This window comes from Gluconobacter japonicus, assembly GCF_002723975.1.
In the GTDB taxonomy this organism is placed as follows: domain Bacteria; phylum Pseudomonadota; class Alphaproteobacteria; order Acetobacterales; family Acetobacteraceae; genus Gluconobacter; species Gluconobacter japonicus.
In genome coordinates, this window is the sequence record NZ_BEWO01000037.1 from 1 (window position 1) to 17,748 (window position 17,748).

Here is a 17,748-nt window from a genome sequence, read left to right on the forward strand (position 1 = left end):
CCTGCGCCTTTATGCAATGATCCATAAAGGGAGTCATCATACACTCCCCTGCGCAGCAATATGTTTCATAAGGGCTGCCGCTCCCGTCACACTGGACGCGTTCATTTTTATTACGCCTGAACCTGAATGGGTCGGGCGCTTTGAAACAACAGGTATAGAGTTTGGCGAAAGTGTCTTACTCGTACCGTCAGCAGCGACCTTTGATGCAGCTTCCCATTTGAACGTCATCAATTCGTTTAGACTAGCGGCGTCCAGAGTACGAAGCCCTCCAATCAATTGGCTTCCCGTACTCGCTTCCACCAAGGACATACCAGCCATCGCGCTTCTGACAATTCCACCCAAGCGGCGCGCGCAGTCCGTCCGGGATACAATCATTTTACACACGCCATTTTTCCGAAACCATGAGACTGTTTCTTCTGTCTCGATGGCGTCCTCTCCGGCAGGATGCACAAGAGTGAGGTCTGCTTGGGCAGCACGCTGTAATGTAGCCAATACTTTCATTCCTTTTTCATCAAAAGGAACAGTCGCTGCGGTATCAATGAGTATGGGCGTCCTGCCTCTTTTTGTACGGCAAAGATTTTCCAACATTTCAGAACTTTCCACCGCAATAAGGTCGAGGCCAAGTATTCTGGTACAGGCTGCCAGTTGCTCAAGTGCTCCAGATCGCTCCGTATCCGTAGTCATAACCAGAGGAGACGCACCCGTTAGAGCCAAACGCGTGGCGAGACGAGCAATTGTCAGGGTTTTCCCGCTACCAGGGGTACCACAAACCATGAGAGGCGGCGCATTTACTGAGAGATTTAAAGTTTCAAACGAAATATTTTCCGAAAGAAATTTTTCATAATCTAAATCCGGCTCTTTCCCAACCAGACAACCAAGATCCAGCCCATGCCAATCGTGCAATGATTTCCTGGGAGTTGCCGGGACTGAAAAGCTCGGCTTAATTATCTCTTTTGCTTCCCCCTCCTCCGGATCGAGCGCAGCAGTTAGTTCTATTTCTCCATCTGGCATAATACGCGATGAAAGAATAAAAGCCTCTTCACCCAGCGTTTCACGTAGCGTTGCCATGGCAACAGACATTGAGGCACCTCGGATCAGCTTGATGCGCATGATCCACTCTCCTTTGTATTTTGCCTCACTGAATCACCCCTACGGTATATATCTTTGCCCGGGTTGAAATTTCAGCCTGAGAAAGAACCATAGTTGCCGGTCTGATCCGCTCGACAATCATCCGGACCGGGCGGCGAAAACCCCCTGCCACAAGAATAACCGGGTTTTCACCTTGACCAAGCGCCATATCGAGAGCTTGGCGCAACTTCCCTACGAATTCGTTAAGACGTGACGGAGGAAGTGCAACTTGGCGATCATCCGCCGGTCCAACCATATTTTCAGAAAAAACGACTTCCCAGTCCGGACTTAACGTCAAGATCGGAATATATCCTTTAGGCCCGGTCACCGCCGCACTGATCTGGCGCGCAAGCCGGACACGCACATGCGCTGTAAGAGCAGAAACTGATTTTTGACCCTGCCCACACCCTTCCTGAAGCGCTTCAAGAATACCTGACAGATCTCTTATCGAGATTCTTTCAGCAAGGAGTCCTTGAAGAACACGCTGTATGACACTGACGGAAACCTGCGAAGGCACAAGATCAACAATCAGCTTCTGCTGGTCGCGGGGCAGTTCATCAAGAAGCTTTTGCGTCTCCGTGTAAGAGAGAAGATCAGACATATTTTCGCGCACGAGTTCAGTTAGATGCGTGATGATCACACTCGCAGGATCCACCACTGTGTATCCCTGCATAATTGCTTTTTCGCGCAAACTTTGATCAATCCAGAGTGCCGGTAAATTGAATGCTGGCTCCCGCGTCTGATCCCCAGGCAAGTCAGGCAATCCTCCTTTGGGATTCATGGCCATAAGGCGACTTATCTGTACTTCACCATGACCAATTTCTATTTCCCTTATCCGCACAGAATAAGCATCTGCAGACAGTTGAAGATTATCCTGAATTCTAACAGGAGGCAGAATAAACCCCATTTCTCCAGCAATTGTTCGCCTTAGAACCTTGATCTGTTCTGTCAGACGCGCACCATCGCCACTTGCAATCGATAACAGGTTAAATCCAAGTTCAAGCCGCAATAAATCAACACGCAGACTGTCCGAGATCGGCGCTTCAGCAGACTGAGTGTTTTCAGGCAAACTGACAGCATCTCCATCGGAGTCCTGCTCCTGAATCGGCGATCGATATCGAAACCAGGCTCCTGCTCCCGCCAAGCCAGCAAGCGCAAGAAAAGGCAAAGTCGGCAGGCCCGGCATAAGAGCCAGAACCGCAGCTGAACCTGCAGCCAATGCTAATGGTTTCGGATTACCGCCAAGCTGCCGAACAAGCGTGACATCTGCGGCCCCTTCGGTGCCTCCTTTTGTCACAACAATACCGGAGGCCGTCGAAACCAGTAGAGCAGGAATTTGTGAGACCAGTCCGTCTCCAATTGTCAGCGTTGTAAAAGCCGATGCAGCATCAGAAACAGACATTCCATGTCGGCCAATACCAATGGCCAAGCCACCAACAATATTGATCGCCGTAATAATTAAACTGGCGATGGCATCGCCGCGCACAAATTTGGCGGCACCATCCATCGCACCATAAAATCCGCTTTCTTCTTGAAGTTCTTTCCGCCTTTGTCGGGCCACTCTGTCGTTGATTGCGCCAGATGACAGTTCAGCATCAATCGCCATCTGCTTCCCAGGCATTGCATCCAAGGAAAACCGCGCCGCGACCTCGGCAATACGTCCTGAACCTTTGGTAATTACCATAAAGTTCACCACCAACAGGATGGTAAACAAAATAGCACCGATAACAACATCGCCCCCCATAAGAAAGCCACCGAAAGCAGCCACAACGTGACCTGCTGCGTAAGCTCCCTCATATCCATGACTCAAAATAAGGCGTGTTGTGGCAACCTCAAGAGAAAGACGCAGCAAAGTCGTCAGCAATAATAATGTTGGAAATGACGTAAAATCTAAAGGTCTCGTAAGAAAAAGCGCGACCATAAGAACCAATACAGATGCGGTAACAGAAAGAGCTAGCCCCACATCCAGAATAAATGTTGGAAGCGGCAAGACCAGTACCGACAGCAGCGCCGCGACGGCGAGAGCCAGCCCAACATCTGACCCGGGAAGCCAACGCGATTGCCCTCGCAGCCAATTAGGGAGGGGAATCTTTTGGAAAGCATCAGAAATCGCCGGCATTTTCAGAACAGCAGGAAGATTGCCGCGCGCGCCACCACTCATCTGCCTCTCTCCGTCACAAAAAAAGACTGGAGGAATCTATTTTCACTCCGAATGTAAGATGTATCCCCTGACAAATTTAATTATTCGTAAAAATACTGCCTAATTTTTCACTTTTTCGGATTTAATGATTTCTGTCATCGTTACGCCCAAACGAGATTCATCGACCATAACAACCTCGCCCCTTGCGATTAATCTATTATTCACCAGAATATCAATTGAATCTCCGATTTTACGATCTAGTTCTACGACAGCGCCACGGCCCAAGCGCAACAACTGGCTTACCTGCATCGTTGTCCTTCCAAGAACAGCACTGACCGTCACAGGTATATCATAAATTGCCTCTAAATCATGAGCAAACCTAGGTGCCTCTGCTGTTTGGGATGCAACATGTTCAACATTATCGAGATCAAATTCTTTTTTCGTATCAGACATCATCAATACCCCAATTTATTCAATTTAATTTTCCAAATTCAGATATAATACTCTGAGCAATAACTCCTGCATTTCGAAATATTTTTCCTTCAGGCCACGAAAAACAGAAATCCCCAGGAGCCAAAGCATCATTAACATGACAATCCAACTCCATATCTCCTGCTTTCAAACAAAGACTGGACAGATAATTGATTTCCTCTTCTCTCGCCTCTATGCGAATTTTTACTAACCGCTTAAGTGACGGAAGAATTTTATTCATAACAGAATCACGCTCTTTTACTCCCATACTTTTCAGTAATGACGGAAACAACGCAGACATTTGAGAAATCAATACCGTAACTGCTTCTTCCGATATTTTTCTAACCACATCTTCGGACTGAGTATTCAATTGGCAGATGAGATCCAGTGTCTTCTTCTCAAGACTCTGGTGCCACTCTTTTTTTTCAAGCGTCAAACGCCGCTGTTCTTCGCGCCTGCCTGTTTCTTCCCCCAAACGCCGCGCTTCTTCCAAATCATCTTCGGTATAAGATGGAGACAGAATTTCCGGCCTATCATCATGCTCTTCAACTTCCATCACCGGGACGTCGTTGAAAGCTGGCAGATCAAAATCTTCCGCGTAAAGAACTCCGACAACCCGATCTGATCTTCCGTAGCCCATCGTAGTCATAGAAGCATCTCGTTACCTGCTTGTTCCTGATCTACAAGCTCAATTTCCCCACGATCCAGTAGCCCCTTAGCTATACCAACAATCTCACTTTGCGCTGCATCCACATCCTTGATACGCACCGGCCCCAAGGCTTCTACTTCGTCCACAAGAATACGTCCGGCCCGCTCAGACATTGCCGCGAGAAATGCACTCCTAAGCTTTTCGCTTGCACCCTTCAGAGCCACAGGAAGAATTTCTCTAGAAATCTGGTTCAACAGCACCATAAGTCCTTCAGGCGGCACCTGAGCCAATTCCTCAAATGTAAACATGAGGCTTTTGATACGCTCGGCGTCATCATGACTGCGTTCGTCAAGGGCAGTCATGAAACGTGCTTCCAGACGACGATCAAAATTATTGAAAATATCTGCAAGGACTTCATGACTGTCGCGATGAGAACCTCGAGGCAAATTCGAAACAAATTCCGACCTCAACGTCTGCTCAACGCTATGCAGAACTCCTTTCTGAACATTTTCCATCTTCAGCATGCGCGTCATAACATCCAGAGAGAAATCCTCCGGAAGAAGTGATAGAACTTTTGCTGCATGAGCCGCCTTGATACGACTCAATACAACAGCAACTGTTTGTGGATACTCATTACGTAAATAATTTGCCAAAACGGACTCAGAAATATTACCCAATTTATCCCACATAGTCCGCCCGGCGGGCCCACGGATTTCTTCCATGATAGCTGCGGCCCGGCTCGCCGGAAGGGCATTTTTCAGAAGTCGTTCAGTTGTCTCAATATCGCCAATCAGTACTTCGGAAGACCCTAAGCTTCGACTGAATTCGTGACAGACGCTTTCAACGGTTTCAGCCGAAACCATTCCAAGCTGCGACATGGCGGAAGAAATCTCCCGAATTTCTTCTTCATGCATCTGCTCGAAGAGCCGCGCGCAGTTTTCTTCGCCTAGCGCCATCATAAGAATGGCTGCCTTCTGAGCGCCCGTAACGGCTTTTTCCATTCCAATCATTTCAGCGCCCTTCCTGCTGAGGCATGAGCCAACTCCGCATCAAAGCAATGCTTTCCGTCGGATGCGTTTCGACCAGATCCACAACCTTCTGCACCGAAGACGCACGAATTCTACCCGCCACCCCATTAACAGTGATTGTTTCTTCTCCATCCTGGAGTTCAGCATCTACAATATCGTATGGAGCGTTGATCAAGCTCGCGCTCTGATTTCCATTGGCGCGATTGGCAGGCCCCGCAAGGGCAAGCCCTCCTCCCCCCACATCCGAAGACAATGCAGCAACATTGTTAGCACTGGCTGCTGTCACCGGGCTCAGCAATGGTCGCACGACAAAAAAGAGAACCATCAGAAGACACAAAGAGAAAATACCAAAGCGAATGGCTTCCATTTCATTCGGGCGATTGAAGAGCCCATTCATGAAACCCGTTGAAGCGGCAGGCATCGCCGCATCCAGATCAGAAAACTGCATGGACATGACCGTAACAACGTCCCCACGGGTCTGATCAAAACCTATGGCGCTTTTTGTAAGAGCTGTAAGGCGCTCTAGTTCTGCTTGACTACGCGGTTGCCAAAGATGCTGACCTTTCGGGTCTGTCTGATTAACCCCATCCACCATCACAGCAACACTAATCCGTGCTATACGCGGCTGGTCCTGCACGAGTGTGCGAACCTTCTTACCGATCTCATAATTGTCAGTTTGTTCTTGCCGACTGCTTTGGCTGCCATTCTGCGGCTGGCCAGCATTGGCGTTGGGCAGGTTATTAGCGACCGTCGTATTATTTGACGCCTGCGTATTAATGTTCTTCTCGTTCTTTGTTTGCTGCGACCGAAGAACCTGCTGGTCAGGGTCGTAACTTTCCTGGGTTTCTTTGACGTGATCGTTGTTCATTGCGACGGTGGCATCAACACGTACACGGCCAATACCCACCGAAGCTCCCAGCATATCCTCCACTTCGCGCGAGATACGCTGCTCCAACGCCTGACGCTGTGCTTCAGCCGTCTGGTTACTATCCAGCCCGCCCCCACCTTGGCGAAGAAGAACGTGCCCACGATTATCCACGAGAGAAATATTTTTGGTATCAAGACCAGGAACGGCAGCAGAGACCAAGTTTACCACCGCTGCTACGCTTTCTTCATCTAGGCGCCGTGCACCATCCATGGAGAGCAGAACACTTGCCTGCGCGCCCTGTTCATCAGTGGAGAAAAGTTCCCGATGACGCAGAACCAGATGAACACGTGCATTTCTGACGCCATGAATCAAGCGGATAGAACGCTCGAGTTCACCTTCCAGCGCACGGGTTTCGTTAATCGTCTGTTCAAACTGGGTCGCGGTGAAGCTGTTGCCCTTATCGAAAATTTCATATCCTACAGAACCGCCAGAAGGCAGCCCGTTTTTAGCGAGCAGGAGACGTGCTTTAGCAACATCTTCGTCCGGAACCATGATCGTGGCTCCCTGACCCTGAAGATGGTAAGCAATATGCTCTTTGGAAAGCTGGTCTACAATTTCGCCAGCTTCCCGTGGGTCCAAATCCCGGTAGAGAAGTGAATTGGCTGAGTTTGTTCCATGCATGACCAGCACACCCAGAAGGATCAGCATAGCCGCCCCCACGCCTCCGAGTGCGGCCAACCGTGGCAGACCAAGCTGCTTGAGATTTGCCAGAAAAGCCTTCACTGGCCGTTCCGCCCGGTAAAGGCAAAACCACCCAAAACTCTGCCTGGCAACAGCACTTTGCCCACCAACATGCGTGTCACCTTTAACGCTGCAATCACTGAAGAGCATTGTGACGGGGAAAGGTTAACGCCTACTTAAAACGAAAGCATTTTCCTCACCGAGTGGTCACGTTCCCGAAAAGCCCTCAAGATTGCTCAACGCAATCGACGTATCTCCCATCTGCACATTCAGTCCGCTGGATGTGCGCGTTAGCCCCGTGACCGTACCGGAAACTGTTGTCGAAAGAGCTGTGGCACTTCCCGACGTATCCGTTCCCTCTACAGCAACAAAATACTGCCCGTCTGACAGCTTGGTACCGCTGTCACTCACACCATCCCAAGACCAGGAATTTACACCAACCTGCGCCGTCACAGTGTCCGTCTTGACCACCTGACCATTTGAATCTGTAACGGCAATCGCAACAGGGCCAGCGACTGCTGCTGTGAAGCTCATTGAACCGTTCCCGTTCTGCAATGGTAGCGAGGACGATGTTGCTGTGGTTGTTTTGCCGATCAGCCCGATCCCGGATGTCATCTGGGTATCCTGCGTGGCCGAAATCAGACTAGTCAGATTGGTGTTTGTCTGCACCTGTTGCTGAACACCTGCAAACTGGGCCAATTCACTGGTGAAGCTGTCTGTACTCGTCGGGTTACTTGGATCCTGATGCTGTAGCTGAGTTGTCAGCAGTGTTAGGAACTGATTGAAATTCCCAGCCAAAGAGGAGAGTGCAGCACTTGCAACGCTGCTTGCCGTAGACGTGGACGAAGCCGCACTGGATGTTTGCGATGCAGCATTTGACTTGGCCGCAGAAACTGCCTGACTAAGGAGCGAGGTTGCGCCGCTAGACGTGGTACTGACAGAAGACACCATAAAAAACCTTTCTTCAGGCTGTCAGATCAACAACGCTACGAAGCATTCTTTGAGACGATTGAATGGATGCTTGTGTCGTGTTTCTGGAAATTGAAGACGATGCAGGATGCTCGGCATCCTCTGTTATCGAATGTCTTTCCTGAGCAGATCCATTCTCAGAATTCTGAGAAAAATTACCCATCAGGCTTAACGTCAGATCCGTTGGAATAACGGGCTGATCCGTCGAAATTGGAATGATACTCTGGTTCAGAGTGGCAAAAAGACTCTCTTTGTCATCCGCCAGAGATTGAAGAACATCGGGATTTTCAGCGCGGATATGAACGTGCCGTTCGCCGTCTTCAGCCTCCTCAATGGAAACATGAACTTTCCCGCTTTCTCCCAAAGACATCTCGATTTCTGTATTGAGACGGCGATCGGCTGAAGCATGGGAAATGATCGGCATATCCTGTACGAAAGCAACACGAACCTCAGAACGCCCAGACACCGGTTCGTGAAAATGCGTCTGTTCTTTACGGCCATTCGTCACATCAGAAATTTCCATACGCGCATCTGGTACAGAAGCATCTGAAAGCGATGAAACAGTTTCAGAAAACGACATCTTTTCCTGTTCTGAACTTTGTTCAGACACAAAAAAATTATCCTCAGGATTCAGAGTTTTTTCTACTGACAGATCATTCGAAGCGACAGGGGAACTTATGGTTTCCTCTGAAGGCAATGTCACCGTCAGAGCCCCGCCCCCAAGTGCCAAGTTTTGTTTCAGGACACTTTGAGAAGGAGGAACCTGCTCGCTCTCGGCAGATATTTGCGTCGTAAAATTAAATGTCTGATCAGAGGCACCTTTGCCAGCAGAAGACGCAGAAATATTATCAACATCCACAGAAGGCGTTGAAGGATCGCTCTGCAGTCCCTCCTGTCGAGACGATGGTTTGACCTGCATATGCTCTTCACTCGATACCGAAGAGCCCGTTGCTATCGGAACCGCGACCCTCTTATCGGCCCCACTCTGAATGGACCGGATATCCGCTCTTAACTCTGGCGTTGCGCAAGCCTTCCGATTAACCTGGGAACCCAACCCAACCCGATTTTCGCCGCCTGAACTCACGGCGCTCTGATTCTTGTCAGTTCGAGTGATACGACGCGTTTCTGCGGATGGATCTGGGGCTTTTTTCTCTACGTCCTGCACGACATTCTTTCGGGCAGGCCTGTTTGCGGCCGGTTCTTCAGCAGTGTGAACGTAGCTTTTGAGGAAATCCTGAAATCGTTCTGTAGACGCAAGTTGCGCTCCTACAGAAACAGATGCCCAGTTCTGCCCCTCTCCCACATGTGTGGAGGGTAGAATTTGTGACAATGCCAAGCCCTCCCCGACTGTGAATAACGGACACTCGAGGAGGAGAATTGCATACCAGATGTAAAGAAAAGGTTTACGAAAACCCTCTTGATAAAAGAGGTCTCACGAACTCAGTTCTGAATGTGATCATACCCCGGCGACCCCGGAAAAGGACCGCGCGCCACTGTCGCAGGATTAGGGCAAACAGGCGGATTGCCATCCAAGGCAAAAGCCTGAACCATGTGAGTAGACTGAGCCACCAGACCGCGAACAGCCAAAGGCTGCGCCAGCCGAACATTTGCCAAGAGTTCTTCTGGCAGGATGACTGTTGTCCCGTCCCTCAGCAGGACACCATTTGGCGTGATGCGAGAGACAATACCCTTCGTAACCGGAAGCGGCGACATGTCATAAAGACAGGGCGCAGCCTCAGCGACCATGGGAGCGGAAAGAGCCAGCAGAAGACTGGCGATAGGAAGAATTTTCAATGCCGGAAGTGCCTCATGCCTGTGAAGACCATGGCAATACCCGCCGCATCTGCAGCATCGATTACCTCTTGATCGCGAATGGAACCCCCGGGCTGGATCACAGCGACAGCACCGGCAGCAACAACGCTTTCCAGACCATCCGCGAAGGGAAAGAATGCATCCGAAGCCGCCACAGACCCCTTAGTCAAAGGTGCAGCTTCACCCGCCACGTCTGCAGCATCCTGGCTCTTGCGAGCTGCAATACGTGCGCTGTCGACCCGTGACATCTGACCGGCACCAATGCCAACAGTCGCGTTATCGCGTACATAAATGACGGCATTGGACTTAACATGCTTGGCCACACGGAAAGCGAACAACAGATCCTTCATTTCGTGAGCGCTCGGCGCACGTTTGGTGACGACCTTCAGATCCTGTTCCGTCACACGACCCGCATCGCGGCTCTGTGCCAGGAAACCACCCGCCACCGAACGAAACGCCAGTCCTTCCGCTGTCGGATCGGGCATACCACCCGTTAGCAACAGACGTAGATTTTTCTTACGGGACAGAATTTCGATGGCCCGCTCGTCTGCATCAGGCGCCACAATCACTTCCGTGAAGATAGAGCTGATCCGCTGGGCGGTAGCCGCATCAAGAGTGCGGTTCACCGCAACGATACCACCGAATGCTGAAACCGGATCACAGCGCAGCGCAGCAATCCAGGCATCTTCCAGCGTGGTCGCTGAGGCCACACCGCACGGATTGGCGTGCTTCACAATGACAACGGTAGGCGCATCGAATTCTGCCACCGCTTCAAACGCAGCATCCGTATCATTCAGATTGTTGTAGCTGAGTGCCTTACCCTGAATCTGACGTGCCGTCGCAATCCCTGCCCGCGTGCTGCCATCCCGATAGAAAGCAGCTTTCTGATGCGGGTTTTCGCCATAACGCAGCAGTTCATCCCGCGAACCACTCAGTGTCAGAACCGGCGGAAGAAGCTCTCCTGCCCGTTCTGCAAACCATCGCGAAATCATGCCGTCATAAGACGCCGTATGCGCATAGGCAGCGCCCGCATAATCCCGACGTTCGCTCAAATAGGTTCCACCCACTTCAAGCGACTTCACGAAGTCACCGTACTGATCCGGTGATGTCAGGATCGCTACATGCCCGAAATTCTTGGCAGCCGCACGGATCATGGCAGGACCGCCAATATCGATATTCTCGATGCAATCCTCGTCACCGGCGCCGGACGCCACTGTCGCCGCAAACGGATAAAGATTGACGCAAACGAGATCGATTGGGGCAATGCCGTGTTCTTCCATCTGGCTCAGATGAGCCGGAAGATCGCGACGCCCCAGAATGCCACCATGTACCTGCGGCACCAGCGTCTTGACGCGACCATCAAGGATTTCAGGGAAGCCGGTATGTTCGGAAACATCCTTGACTGTCAGACCCGCCTCACGCAGCGCCCGTGCCGAGCCCCCCGTCGAAAGCAGTTCTGCACCGTGGGCTGCAAGTGCACGCCCCAGGTCAATCAGTCCCGTCTTGTCAGAGACGGAGAGAAGGGCGCGACGAACGGGGAGTCGGGTCTCAGTCATGATGGAACTGCAATATCCTTCAAAACATGTCCATGCAACCGCTGGTGATGCACGGCAGGAGGAGCATGACCCAGGAAAGGATCACGGCCCGCGAACCCTGCCCACCCCAATAGAAACAGGGTGGGCAGAAGAAGCATGATCTCACCCACGCCGCCCGTACGGACGTAGGGCCAGAAAGACAGTCGGGAACGACTCAACGGCGCGAGAAGCTGACACCCACCGGTGGGCAGATCAGCCGCAATATGTGTGGCAGCACCCAGAAGGAGAGCACCCATCGGTCCATACAGGGCATCCTTGCCCATCGTCGCGGAAACCAGACACGCAGCCAGAAGCAGGACCACGCCAGAATGCGTCAGTCCACGATGACCTACCGTTCGAGCCAGAAAGCGGGACAGGAGTTTCACCCTCGCGCCGAGCATTGAGCGTTCCGTATCAATATCGGGCAGCAGGCTGCCGAGAAGCCCCGTACACACGGAAAGCGGCTCTGATGCAAGAATGTGCCAACGCATGGCACAGAGTACGGCGAAACCGCCGATGAGGAGATGAGAGCGTCCAGTCACGCGCTCTTATGATCCGCTTCACCGTCCCAGAAAAGAGATAATCCCTTATTTTTTCACGATAAATTCCTTAAATACCGCAAAAGGGCTCATTGTGATGTTCCTAATCCGTTCATGGCGTGCACCCAGCAGTGTCGCAGCAATAAAAAAAGGCGATCCGGTGTTTCTCCGAATCGCCCTTGCCTCTCACGACCAGTCTGCTGTTCAGCTCTGACGCAGCAGCGCAGCAGCCGTCGCACGCTGCGTGACGGTCTTGGCATCAAACTCACCAGCCGTAATCCAGGAGCCGCCAACACAGGACACCGATGGAAGGGCAAGCCATTCCGGTGCGCTCGCTTCCGTAATGCCGCCCGTCGGGCAGAAACGGACATTTCCGAACACGCTCGCCAGGCTCTTCAGAGCCGGAATGCCGCCATTCGTTACAGCCGGGAAGAACTTGAAGCGTGTCAGACCCAGATCCAGACCACGCATGATGTCACCAGCATTCGCCACACCTGGAAGGAACGGCATATCATGATCACGGGCAGCATCTGCCAAAGATGCCGTCAGCCCCGGGCTGACGATGAAACGCGAGCCTGCCTTGACCGAACGCTCCAGATCCGTCGGGTTCAGAACCGTCCCTGCACCGACGAAAGCCCCATCCACCTTGGACATTTCTTCAATTACTTCGAGCGCACAGGGCGTCCGCAGCGTGACTTCAAGCGTGGTCAGACCGCCGGCAACAAGTGCCTCTGCGAGCGGACGGGCCTGTGCCACATCATTGACCACAAGCACCGGAATAACCGGGCAACGGGTCATGACGGCATCGAGTTTTGCGGTATCAGTCATGAAAATCGTCCTTAGTGAAGATCGTCGCCAACGGTTTCGATCACGCGGTCCATCTGCGCCAGCATGGCAGACGCCCCTGCCTCGGCCGGATCGTGCACCGAACGCATCAGTGCGAACAACTCACGGCCCGTCCCAAGTGCTGGCGGCGGCGGCGGAACGACATCACGCGCATCCCACTCAACCGCATCCACCAGAACCTCGATCTGGCCCGTAACAGCACAGACGCGGATCATGTCGCCGTCACGCACCTTCGCAATCGGACCGCCGACCTGAGCTTCCGGCCCAACGTGAATAGCTGCCGGGACCTTACCGCTCGCACCAGACATGCGACCATCCGTCAGCAGCGCAACCTTGTAGCCACGATCCTGGAGCACACCGAGGGTTGGCGTCAGCTTATGAAGCTCCGGCATACCGTTGGCTTCCGGCCCCTGAAAACGCACCACCACAACAACGTCCTGCTCCAGCTCACCATTCTGGAATGCTGTCGCCACGTCATGCTGATCGTGGAAAACGCGCGCAGGAGCCTCAACCGTCAGATGCTCTTCGGAAATGGCGCTGCTCTTGTAAATGCCGCGTCCCACATTGCCCTTCACGAGCTTGATGCCACCATCCGCCTTGAAGGGGGCACTCACCTCCCGAAGAATATCCCGATCCAGTGACGGCTTGGCGTGCGTGTACACCACTTCATCATCCTGCAGGCTGGCACGGCAGGCATAGTCGGCGAAACCGCCGCGGGACACCGTCATGATATCCGTGTGCAGCAGACCAGCGCGGGACAATTCGGCAATCACGGTCGGCATGCCACCAACATGATTGAAGGCATTCACGTCTTCCGACCCGCTCGGATAAACACGGGTCATCAACGGCACAGCAGCGGACAGACGGCTGAGATCTTCCCAGTCAATGATGATACCCGCAGCACGCGCAATGGCAGGCAGATGGATCGTGTGATTTGTCGAACCACCCGTCGCAAGCAAGCCCACAGCCGCGTTCACAATGGCCTTTTCATCCACGCACTGCGCCAGCGGACGAACATCTTCCCCGTTCAGGCTGATCTCCGCCAGACGATGAATGCTGGAGCGCGTCATCGCCTGACGCAGCGGCGTATTGGGGTTGATGAAAGCGGAATCCGGCATCATCAAACCCATGATTTCAACCATCATCTGGTTTGTGTTGGCCGTACCATAGAACGTGCAGGTTCCAGCACTGTGATAGGACGCGTTTTCCGCTTCCATCAGACGATCCTGCCCGACCTTGCCCTGAACATAGAGCTGACGGATCCGCTGCTTTTCCTTGTTCGGCAGACCGGACGGCATCGGACCCGCAGGAATGAGAATGGTCGGCAGATGACCAAAGCGCAGAGCGCCCATCAGAAGACCCGGCACGATCTTGTCGCAGATGCCAAGCAGAGCAACGCCTTCAAACATGCCATGGCTCAGCCCGACAGCCGTGGACATGGCAATCACGTCGCGGGAGAACAGGGACAATTCCATGCCCTCCTGTCCCTGCGTCACACCATCACACATGGCAGGCGCACCACCGGCGACCTGAGCCGTCGCACCAACTTCACGGGCGAATAACTTGATCTGGTCCGGATAGCGGCCATAAGGCTGATGCGCGGACAGCATGTCATTGTAAGTCGTCACGATCCCAAGATTGGTGCTCGTGGGACGCATGAGTTCCGGCTTGTCAGACGCGGAAGCAGCGATGGCATGGGCGAGGTTTCCGCAGGCCAGTCGGGGACGTGAAACGCCCTTCGCCCGGTTCCGCTCCATCAGAGCAAGATAACGACGACGGGAGACTTTCGAACGCTCGATAATCCGGGCGGTCACACTCTCGACGACGGAATTCAAAGACATTGGAACACTCGCTGCTCGACTGACACACGCGCTGCCAGACGGAAAAAAGCTCTTTCCGCTGCAAGACACAGCCTCGTGAAGGGGCTCTGTTCATACGGAACCAGCCCCTCAACGGCAACCACCATCTCATCAACTTTGGTGAAAAAGTTTTATTTTATTTCTTATCGTGGAGTTTTTTCTTTCCATTTAGAACATAAAATCCATAAAAAAATTAAATAAAATACCAAGAAAAGTCATACAGACATTTTAAAAATCAGACATTTTCCAATGACGCTCGCTACAAAATCAAATAAGAACAAAAATAGACAGAAATAATTCGTACAAAAATAATCCTCATTACAGACAAAAAATAAATCATCTTTCAATTGAAAGAGCCTTAAACTCCCTTACATATGAGCGGAATATACCCGTTGATTATGGAATTTTTTATGAAACTCTTGCTTTCTTTAGCCACATCCGCAGTTTTGACATTTTCAACACTCCCCGCTCAGGCTTCTTCTCTCCATAAGGATTGGGAGTCTTTTAAAGCGCACCGGGCGTTTCATCATCTGTCCAGCGATGGTCAGCACACCATGACGGATCTTCTGAAAGCCCGCCAACTTCTGTCGGCCGGCCAGACCGACGCTGCCATTCCCGCTCTTTATGATGCGCAAAAGCGTCTTGCCGCAGCCACAAAGGCCAGTCAGAAATTTCAGGCCGCTGAAAGTGACCTCCATACCGCCCCTGGTCATCCGGCATCCCCGGAACATCACGTTTCTACAGGCCAGATTGACTGGCTACCCGTAGGCGGCGAATTCATTGCTAGTGAAACCCTTGCCCCAGAGCAAAAAGCCGCTGTTGCATCCGCAAATACGCAGTTAAAGAACGGCGACACAGCCAGCGCCGCACAGACGATGAAAGTCGTCGGTCAGAATGCAGACTTCATTCTCGCACTTGCCCCCATCGCGCCGTTTCAGGGCGCTATCAACCGTGCGACAGTCTTCACAGAAGGAAGACATCCACAGGAAGCTTTAGAGGCTCTCAACGAAGCGTTGAATTCCATCATATTTGTTTCCGAAGACTTCGTAACAACCATGGTTCCCAACAACACACACCCAGCTACCAAGTAATTTTTCCCGCTACACACCAACTCATAAAAAAGGCGACACACCAAAAGATGTGTCGCCTTTTCCGATTCAGCCTCGAAAGGGCAATCAGGCAAACAGCGCCTGAGCATCCTCTGCACCATCAATAACGAGGTACGGGCCAGATCCCACAATTTCCATCGTCAGGATGCTGCTGGCCTCCGCTGCACTCTCGGGAAGAGCGAGAAATGCATAACCCGCTGTCCAGCGATGCGTGCCTTCCGGGGCATTCCAGCCAGAAAACTGACGATCCAGGTGCGAAACAACCTGCCGCTGACCACTATGAGTCGTCGCCAGATGCACACCACCGACAAGGACGCCAAGTTGACGACGATCATCCACGAACGGACCAATCGTATCAGAAGGACGACTGGCACGTGACACCAGATGAACACCACGCGTTCCTGGCGGCAACATGAATGACACACACGATCCAACTTGGCGTAGCGCGTGAACCATTACACCTTCGGTCGTGACCAGGTGCAGATCAGCATCATCCGTCACCACAGGAGCGCCCTGCTCACCGAAACCCTGCTCAATGGAGCGTGTAGCCAAAGCCGCATGAAGAGGCTCAACAACGTCCCGGGCAGTCGTAAGAGGCGCCGCAGCATCCGCCCACGTTTTCGCTCGCAAGGAAATGACATTGTCACTTCCGTCAAAGATGTTCTTGTGCCCCGTATCCAGAAAAGACTCGGTCGCACAATCATTTGCGAAAATCACAGAGTGGTCAGATGTTTCGATATGGTAATAGAAAAAGCTACTCTGGCTGCGATCGTAAGCAATCGAACCGCCATTAACGAGCATGCGAACCGGAACGAAACCACCATTCACAAACAGGCTATGCTCGGACGTGACAAACAGATCACGCGAAGGAACACCTTCTGACAGAGCACCAGCAGCAATACGAACCGGATAACCCGCTTCATCAGCAGGACACCCGGCACGCGTGTAAGCAAATTTTCGACCCGTCCAGATGATCTCACGCGCTACAGATTGCCCGTCAACCAGCGCAGCAACCCGGTCACCAACCAGAATGTCTTCAACGGCCTTTTCAGAACCATCAGCCATTCGGATCATTGCACCTGCCAGAAAGCAGACATACACATCCGAGCCCGTATCCCCGACAATATATGCACCATCACTCGTCTCGCGTGACGGCAAAGTCGCCGCCTTTTGCTGCAGAACAGAGCTATTTGACGGGACAAGAACCTCAAACCCCAGATGGCCGCTACTGTTGCTGCCAGCAGGTTTAAACGCCTTGTTATAGATCATTTCAGATCCATTACTGGTGCTTGTTCCAAAGGTACCAAGAACACGTACAGAACCGTCGCTCGCGACACCCTCAGCAACGATACTCACCGCGGTATTAGGTTTATCGTCACTCGTAATCAGACCATCAATAACCGCAGACTGAATGGACTGCCATGTCCATGTCGTCTGCCCAACGCCTGCTTTACCCGGGTTGTAATCGCTATAAACCCACTTTGGCGTTGCATCCAGCTTCAGGGATGACCCAGAAACACTCATGTTGATTGTACCGTTAACATGAGCCTTAGAAGCAATTTCCAAGTAGGCACCGTTAAGATTAATGCCCCCACTAGCATTATTTGCAGCGTTGTTGGTTACAGCTTTTCCAATCGTTACACCGTCTGGAACAATATAGTATTTCCCAGCCTGAAGAGTAATCGTTCCCGTATTACCGGAGAGGATATAAGGATCAGCCTTTGTCCCGCTCCCACCACTTGTAACGGGCGCTGAAGATACTGCCCGCGCCATGGCAGTTGTGGAATTGTCACCGGTTTTTTTAGGAGACGACATATTTATTTCCCTTCACATATTTCAAAACTAGGTCAGGGCAACAGAAAGAAACCTTTCGTCACGCACATAACTGATAGCGTTAATTTTTTTTGAATAAAGAGTTAATACAGTAAAAGAGTATATTTAACGTTTTTTTATCGAATAAAATTCATGTTTAACCATTTTTTTGCAGATTTAAATTTTATTCTTTCAAATTTACC

The 17,748-nt window shown here is 51.8% G+C and carries 15 protein-coding genes; 1 reads left to right on the plus strand and 14 read right to left on the minus strand.

What is annotated here, in order from left to right; all coding sequences use genetic code 11:
* Positions 1 to 36 precede the first annotated feature (36 nt).
* The 13 genes from GJA01_RS14085 to edd all read right to left on the minus strand — a co-directional run bounded on the left by GJA01_RS14085 (position 37) and on the right by edd (position 14,606).
* On the minus strand, positions 37 to 1,110 hold the full coding sequence (locus GJA01_RS14085) for a flagellar biosynthesis protein FlhF (RefSeq protein ID WP_062502598.1): 1,074 nt from the start codon (positions 1,108 to 1,110) through the stop codon (positions 37 to 39).
* A gap of 25 nt (positions 1,111 to 1,135) precedes the next feature.
* Positions 1,136 to 3,289, minus strand: a complete 2,154-nt coding sequence (flhA, locus tag GJA01_RS14090) for a flagellar biosynthesis protein FlhA (protein ID WP_082785202.1) — start codon at positions 3,287 to 3,289, stop codon at positions 1,136 to 1,138.
* A 99-nt stretch (positions 3,290 to 3,388) separates the two neighbouring features.
* Positions 3,389 to 3,724, minus strand: a complete 336-nt coding sequence (gene fliN, locus GJA01_RS14095) for a flagellar motor switch protein FliN (RefSeq protein ID WP_062502599.1) — start codon at positions 3,722 to 3,724, stop codon at positions 3,389 to 3,391.
* A gap of 16 nt (positions 3,725 to 3,740) precedes the next feature.
* On the minus strand, positions 3,741 to 4,388 hold the full coding sequence (locus GJA01_RS14100; RefSeq protein WP_062502600.1) for a hypothetical protein: 648 nt from the start codon (positions 4,386 to 4,388) through the stop codon (positions 3,741 to 3,743).
* Positions 4,385 to 5,398 (minus strand): flagellar motor switch protein FliG, encoded by a 1,014-nt coding sequence (locus tag GJA01_RS14105; RefSeq protein ID WP_062502601.1) that lies wholly within the window; start codon positions 5,396 to 5,398, stop codon positions 4,385 to 4,387. Before GJA01_RS14105 ends, GJA01_RS14100 begins: the two co-directional genes overlap by 4 nt.
* A gap of 1 nt (position 5,399) precedes the next feature.
* Complete coding sequence (gene fliF, locus GJA01_RS14110; RefSeq protein WP_062502602.1) at positions 5,400 to 7,067, minus strand: flagellar basal-body MS-ring/collar protein FliF; 1,668 nt, start codon at positions 7,065 to 7,067, stop codon at positions 5,400 to 5,402.
* A 165-nt stretch (positions 7,068 to 7,232) separates the two neighbouring features.
* Positions 7,233 to 7,976, minus strand: a complete 744-nt coding sequence (locus GJA01_RS14115; RefSeq protein ID WP_062023304.1) for a flagellar hook assembly protein FlgD — start codon at positions 7,974 to 7,976, stop codon at positions 7,233 to 7,235.
* A 13-nt stretch (positions 7,977 to 7,989) separates the two neighbouring features.
* Positions 7,990 to 8,574, minus strand: a complete 585-nt coding sequence (locus tag GJA01_RS15665; RefSeq protein WP_253783113.1) for a flagellar hook-length control protein FliK — start codon at positions 8,572 to 8,574, stop codon at positions 7,990 to 7,992.
* An 860-nt stretch (positions 8,575 to 9,434) separates the two neighbouring features.
* Positions 9,435 to 9,788 carry a hypothetical protein gene (locus GJA01_RS14125; RefSeq protein WP_034880550.1) on the minus strand — a complete coding sequence of 118 codons (354 nt, stop codon included), beginning with the start codon at positions 9,786 to 9,788 and terminating at the stop codon, positions 9,435 to 9,437.
* A complete protein-coding gene (purH, locus tag GJA01_RS14130; RefSeq protein WP_062023308.1) occupies positions 9,785 to 11,362 on the minus strand; it encodes a bifunctional phosphoribosylaminoimidazolecarboxamide formyltransferase/IMP cyclohydrolase in 1,578 nt (525 codons plus the stop codon). The genes GJA01_RS14125 and purH overlap by 4 nt, the downstream gene beginning before the upstream one ends.
* Complete coding sequence (locus GJA01_RS14135; RefSeq protein WP_010502248.1) at positions 11,359 to 11,922, minus strand: metal-dependent hydrolase; 564 nt, start codon at positions 11,920 to 11,922, stop codon at positions 11,359 to 11,361. The genes purH and GJA01_RS14135 overlap by 4 nt, the downstream gene beginning before the upstream one ends.
* 201 nt (positions 11,923 to 12,123) lie before the next feature.
* A complete protein-coding gene (eda, locus tag GJA01_RS14140; protein WP_010502249.1) occupies positions 12,124 to 12,747 on the minus strand; it encodes a bifunctional 4-hydroxy-2-oxoglutarate aldolase/2-dehydro-3-deoxy-phosphogluconate aldolase in 624 nt (207 codons plus the stop codon).
* Between the two features lie 11 nt (positions 12,748 to 12,758).
* Positions 12,759 to 14,606 (minus strand): phosphogluconate dehydratase, encoded by a 1,848-nt coding sequence (gene edd, locus GJA01_RS14145; protein ID WP_062502604.1) that lies wholly within the window; start codon positions 14,604 to 14,606, stop codon positions 12,759 to 12,761.
* Positions 14,607 to 15,034: 428 nt separating this feature from the next.
* Between edd and GJA01_RS14150 the strand changes: the two genes are divergently transcribed.
* Positions 15,035 to 15,715, plus strand: a complete 681-nt coding sequence (locus GJA01_RS14150; protein ID WP_062502606.1) for a YfdX family protein — start codon at positions 15,035 to 15,037, stop codon at positions 15,713 to 15,715.
* A gap of 84 nt (positions 15,716 to 15,799) precedes the next feature.
* Here the strand turns inward: GJA01_RS14150 and GJA01_RS14155 are convergent, their stop codons facing one another.
* A complete protein-coding gene (locus GJA01_RS14155; RefSeq protein ID WP_082785203.1) occupies positions 15,800 to 17,548 on the minus strand; it encodes a Hint domain-containing protein in 1,749 nt (582 codons plus the stop codon).
* Positions 17,549 to 17,748 lie beyond the last annotated feature (200 nt).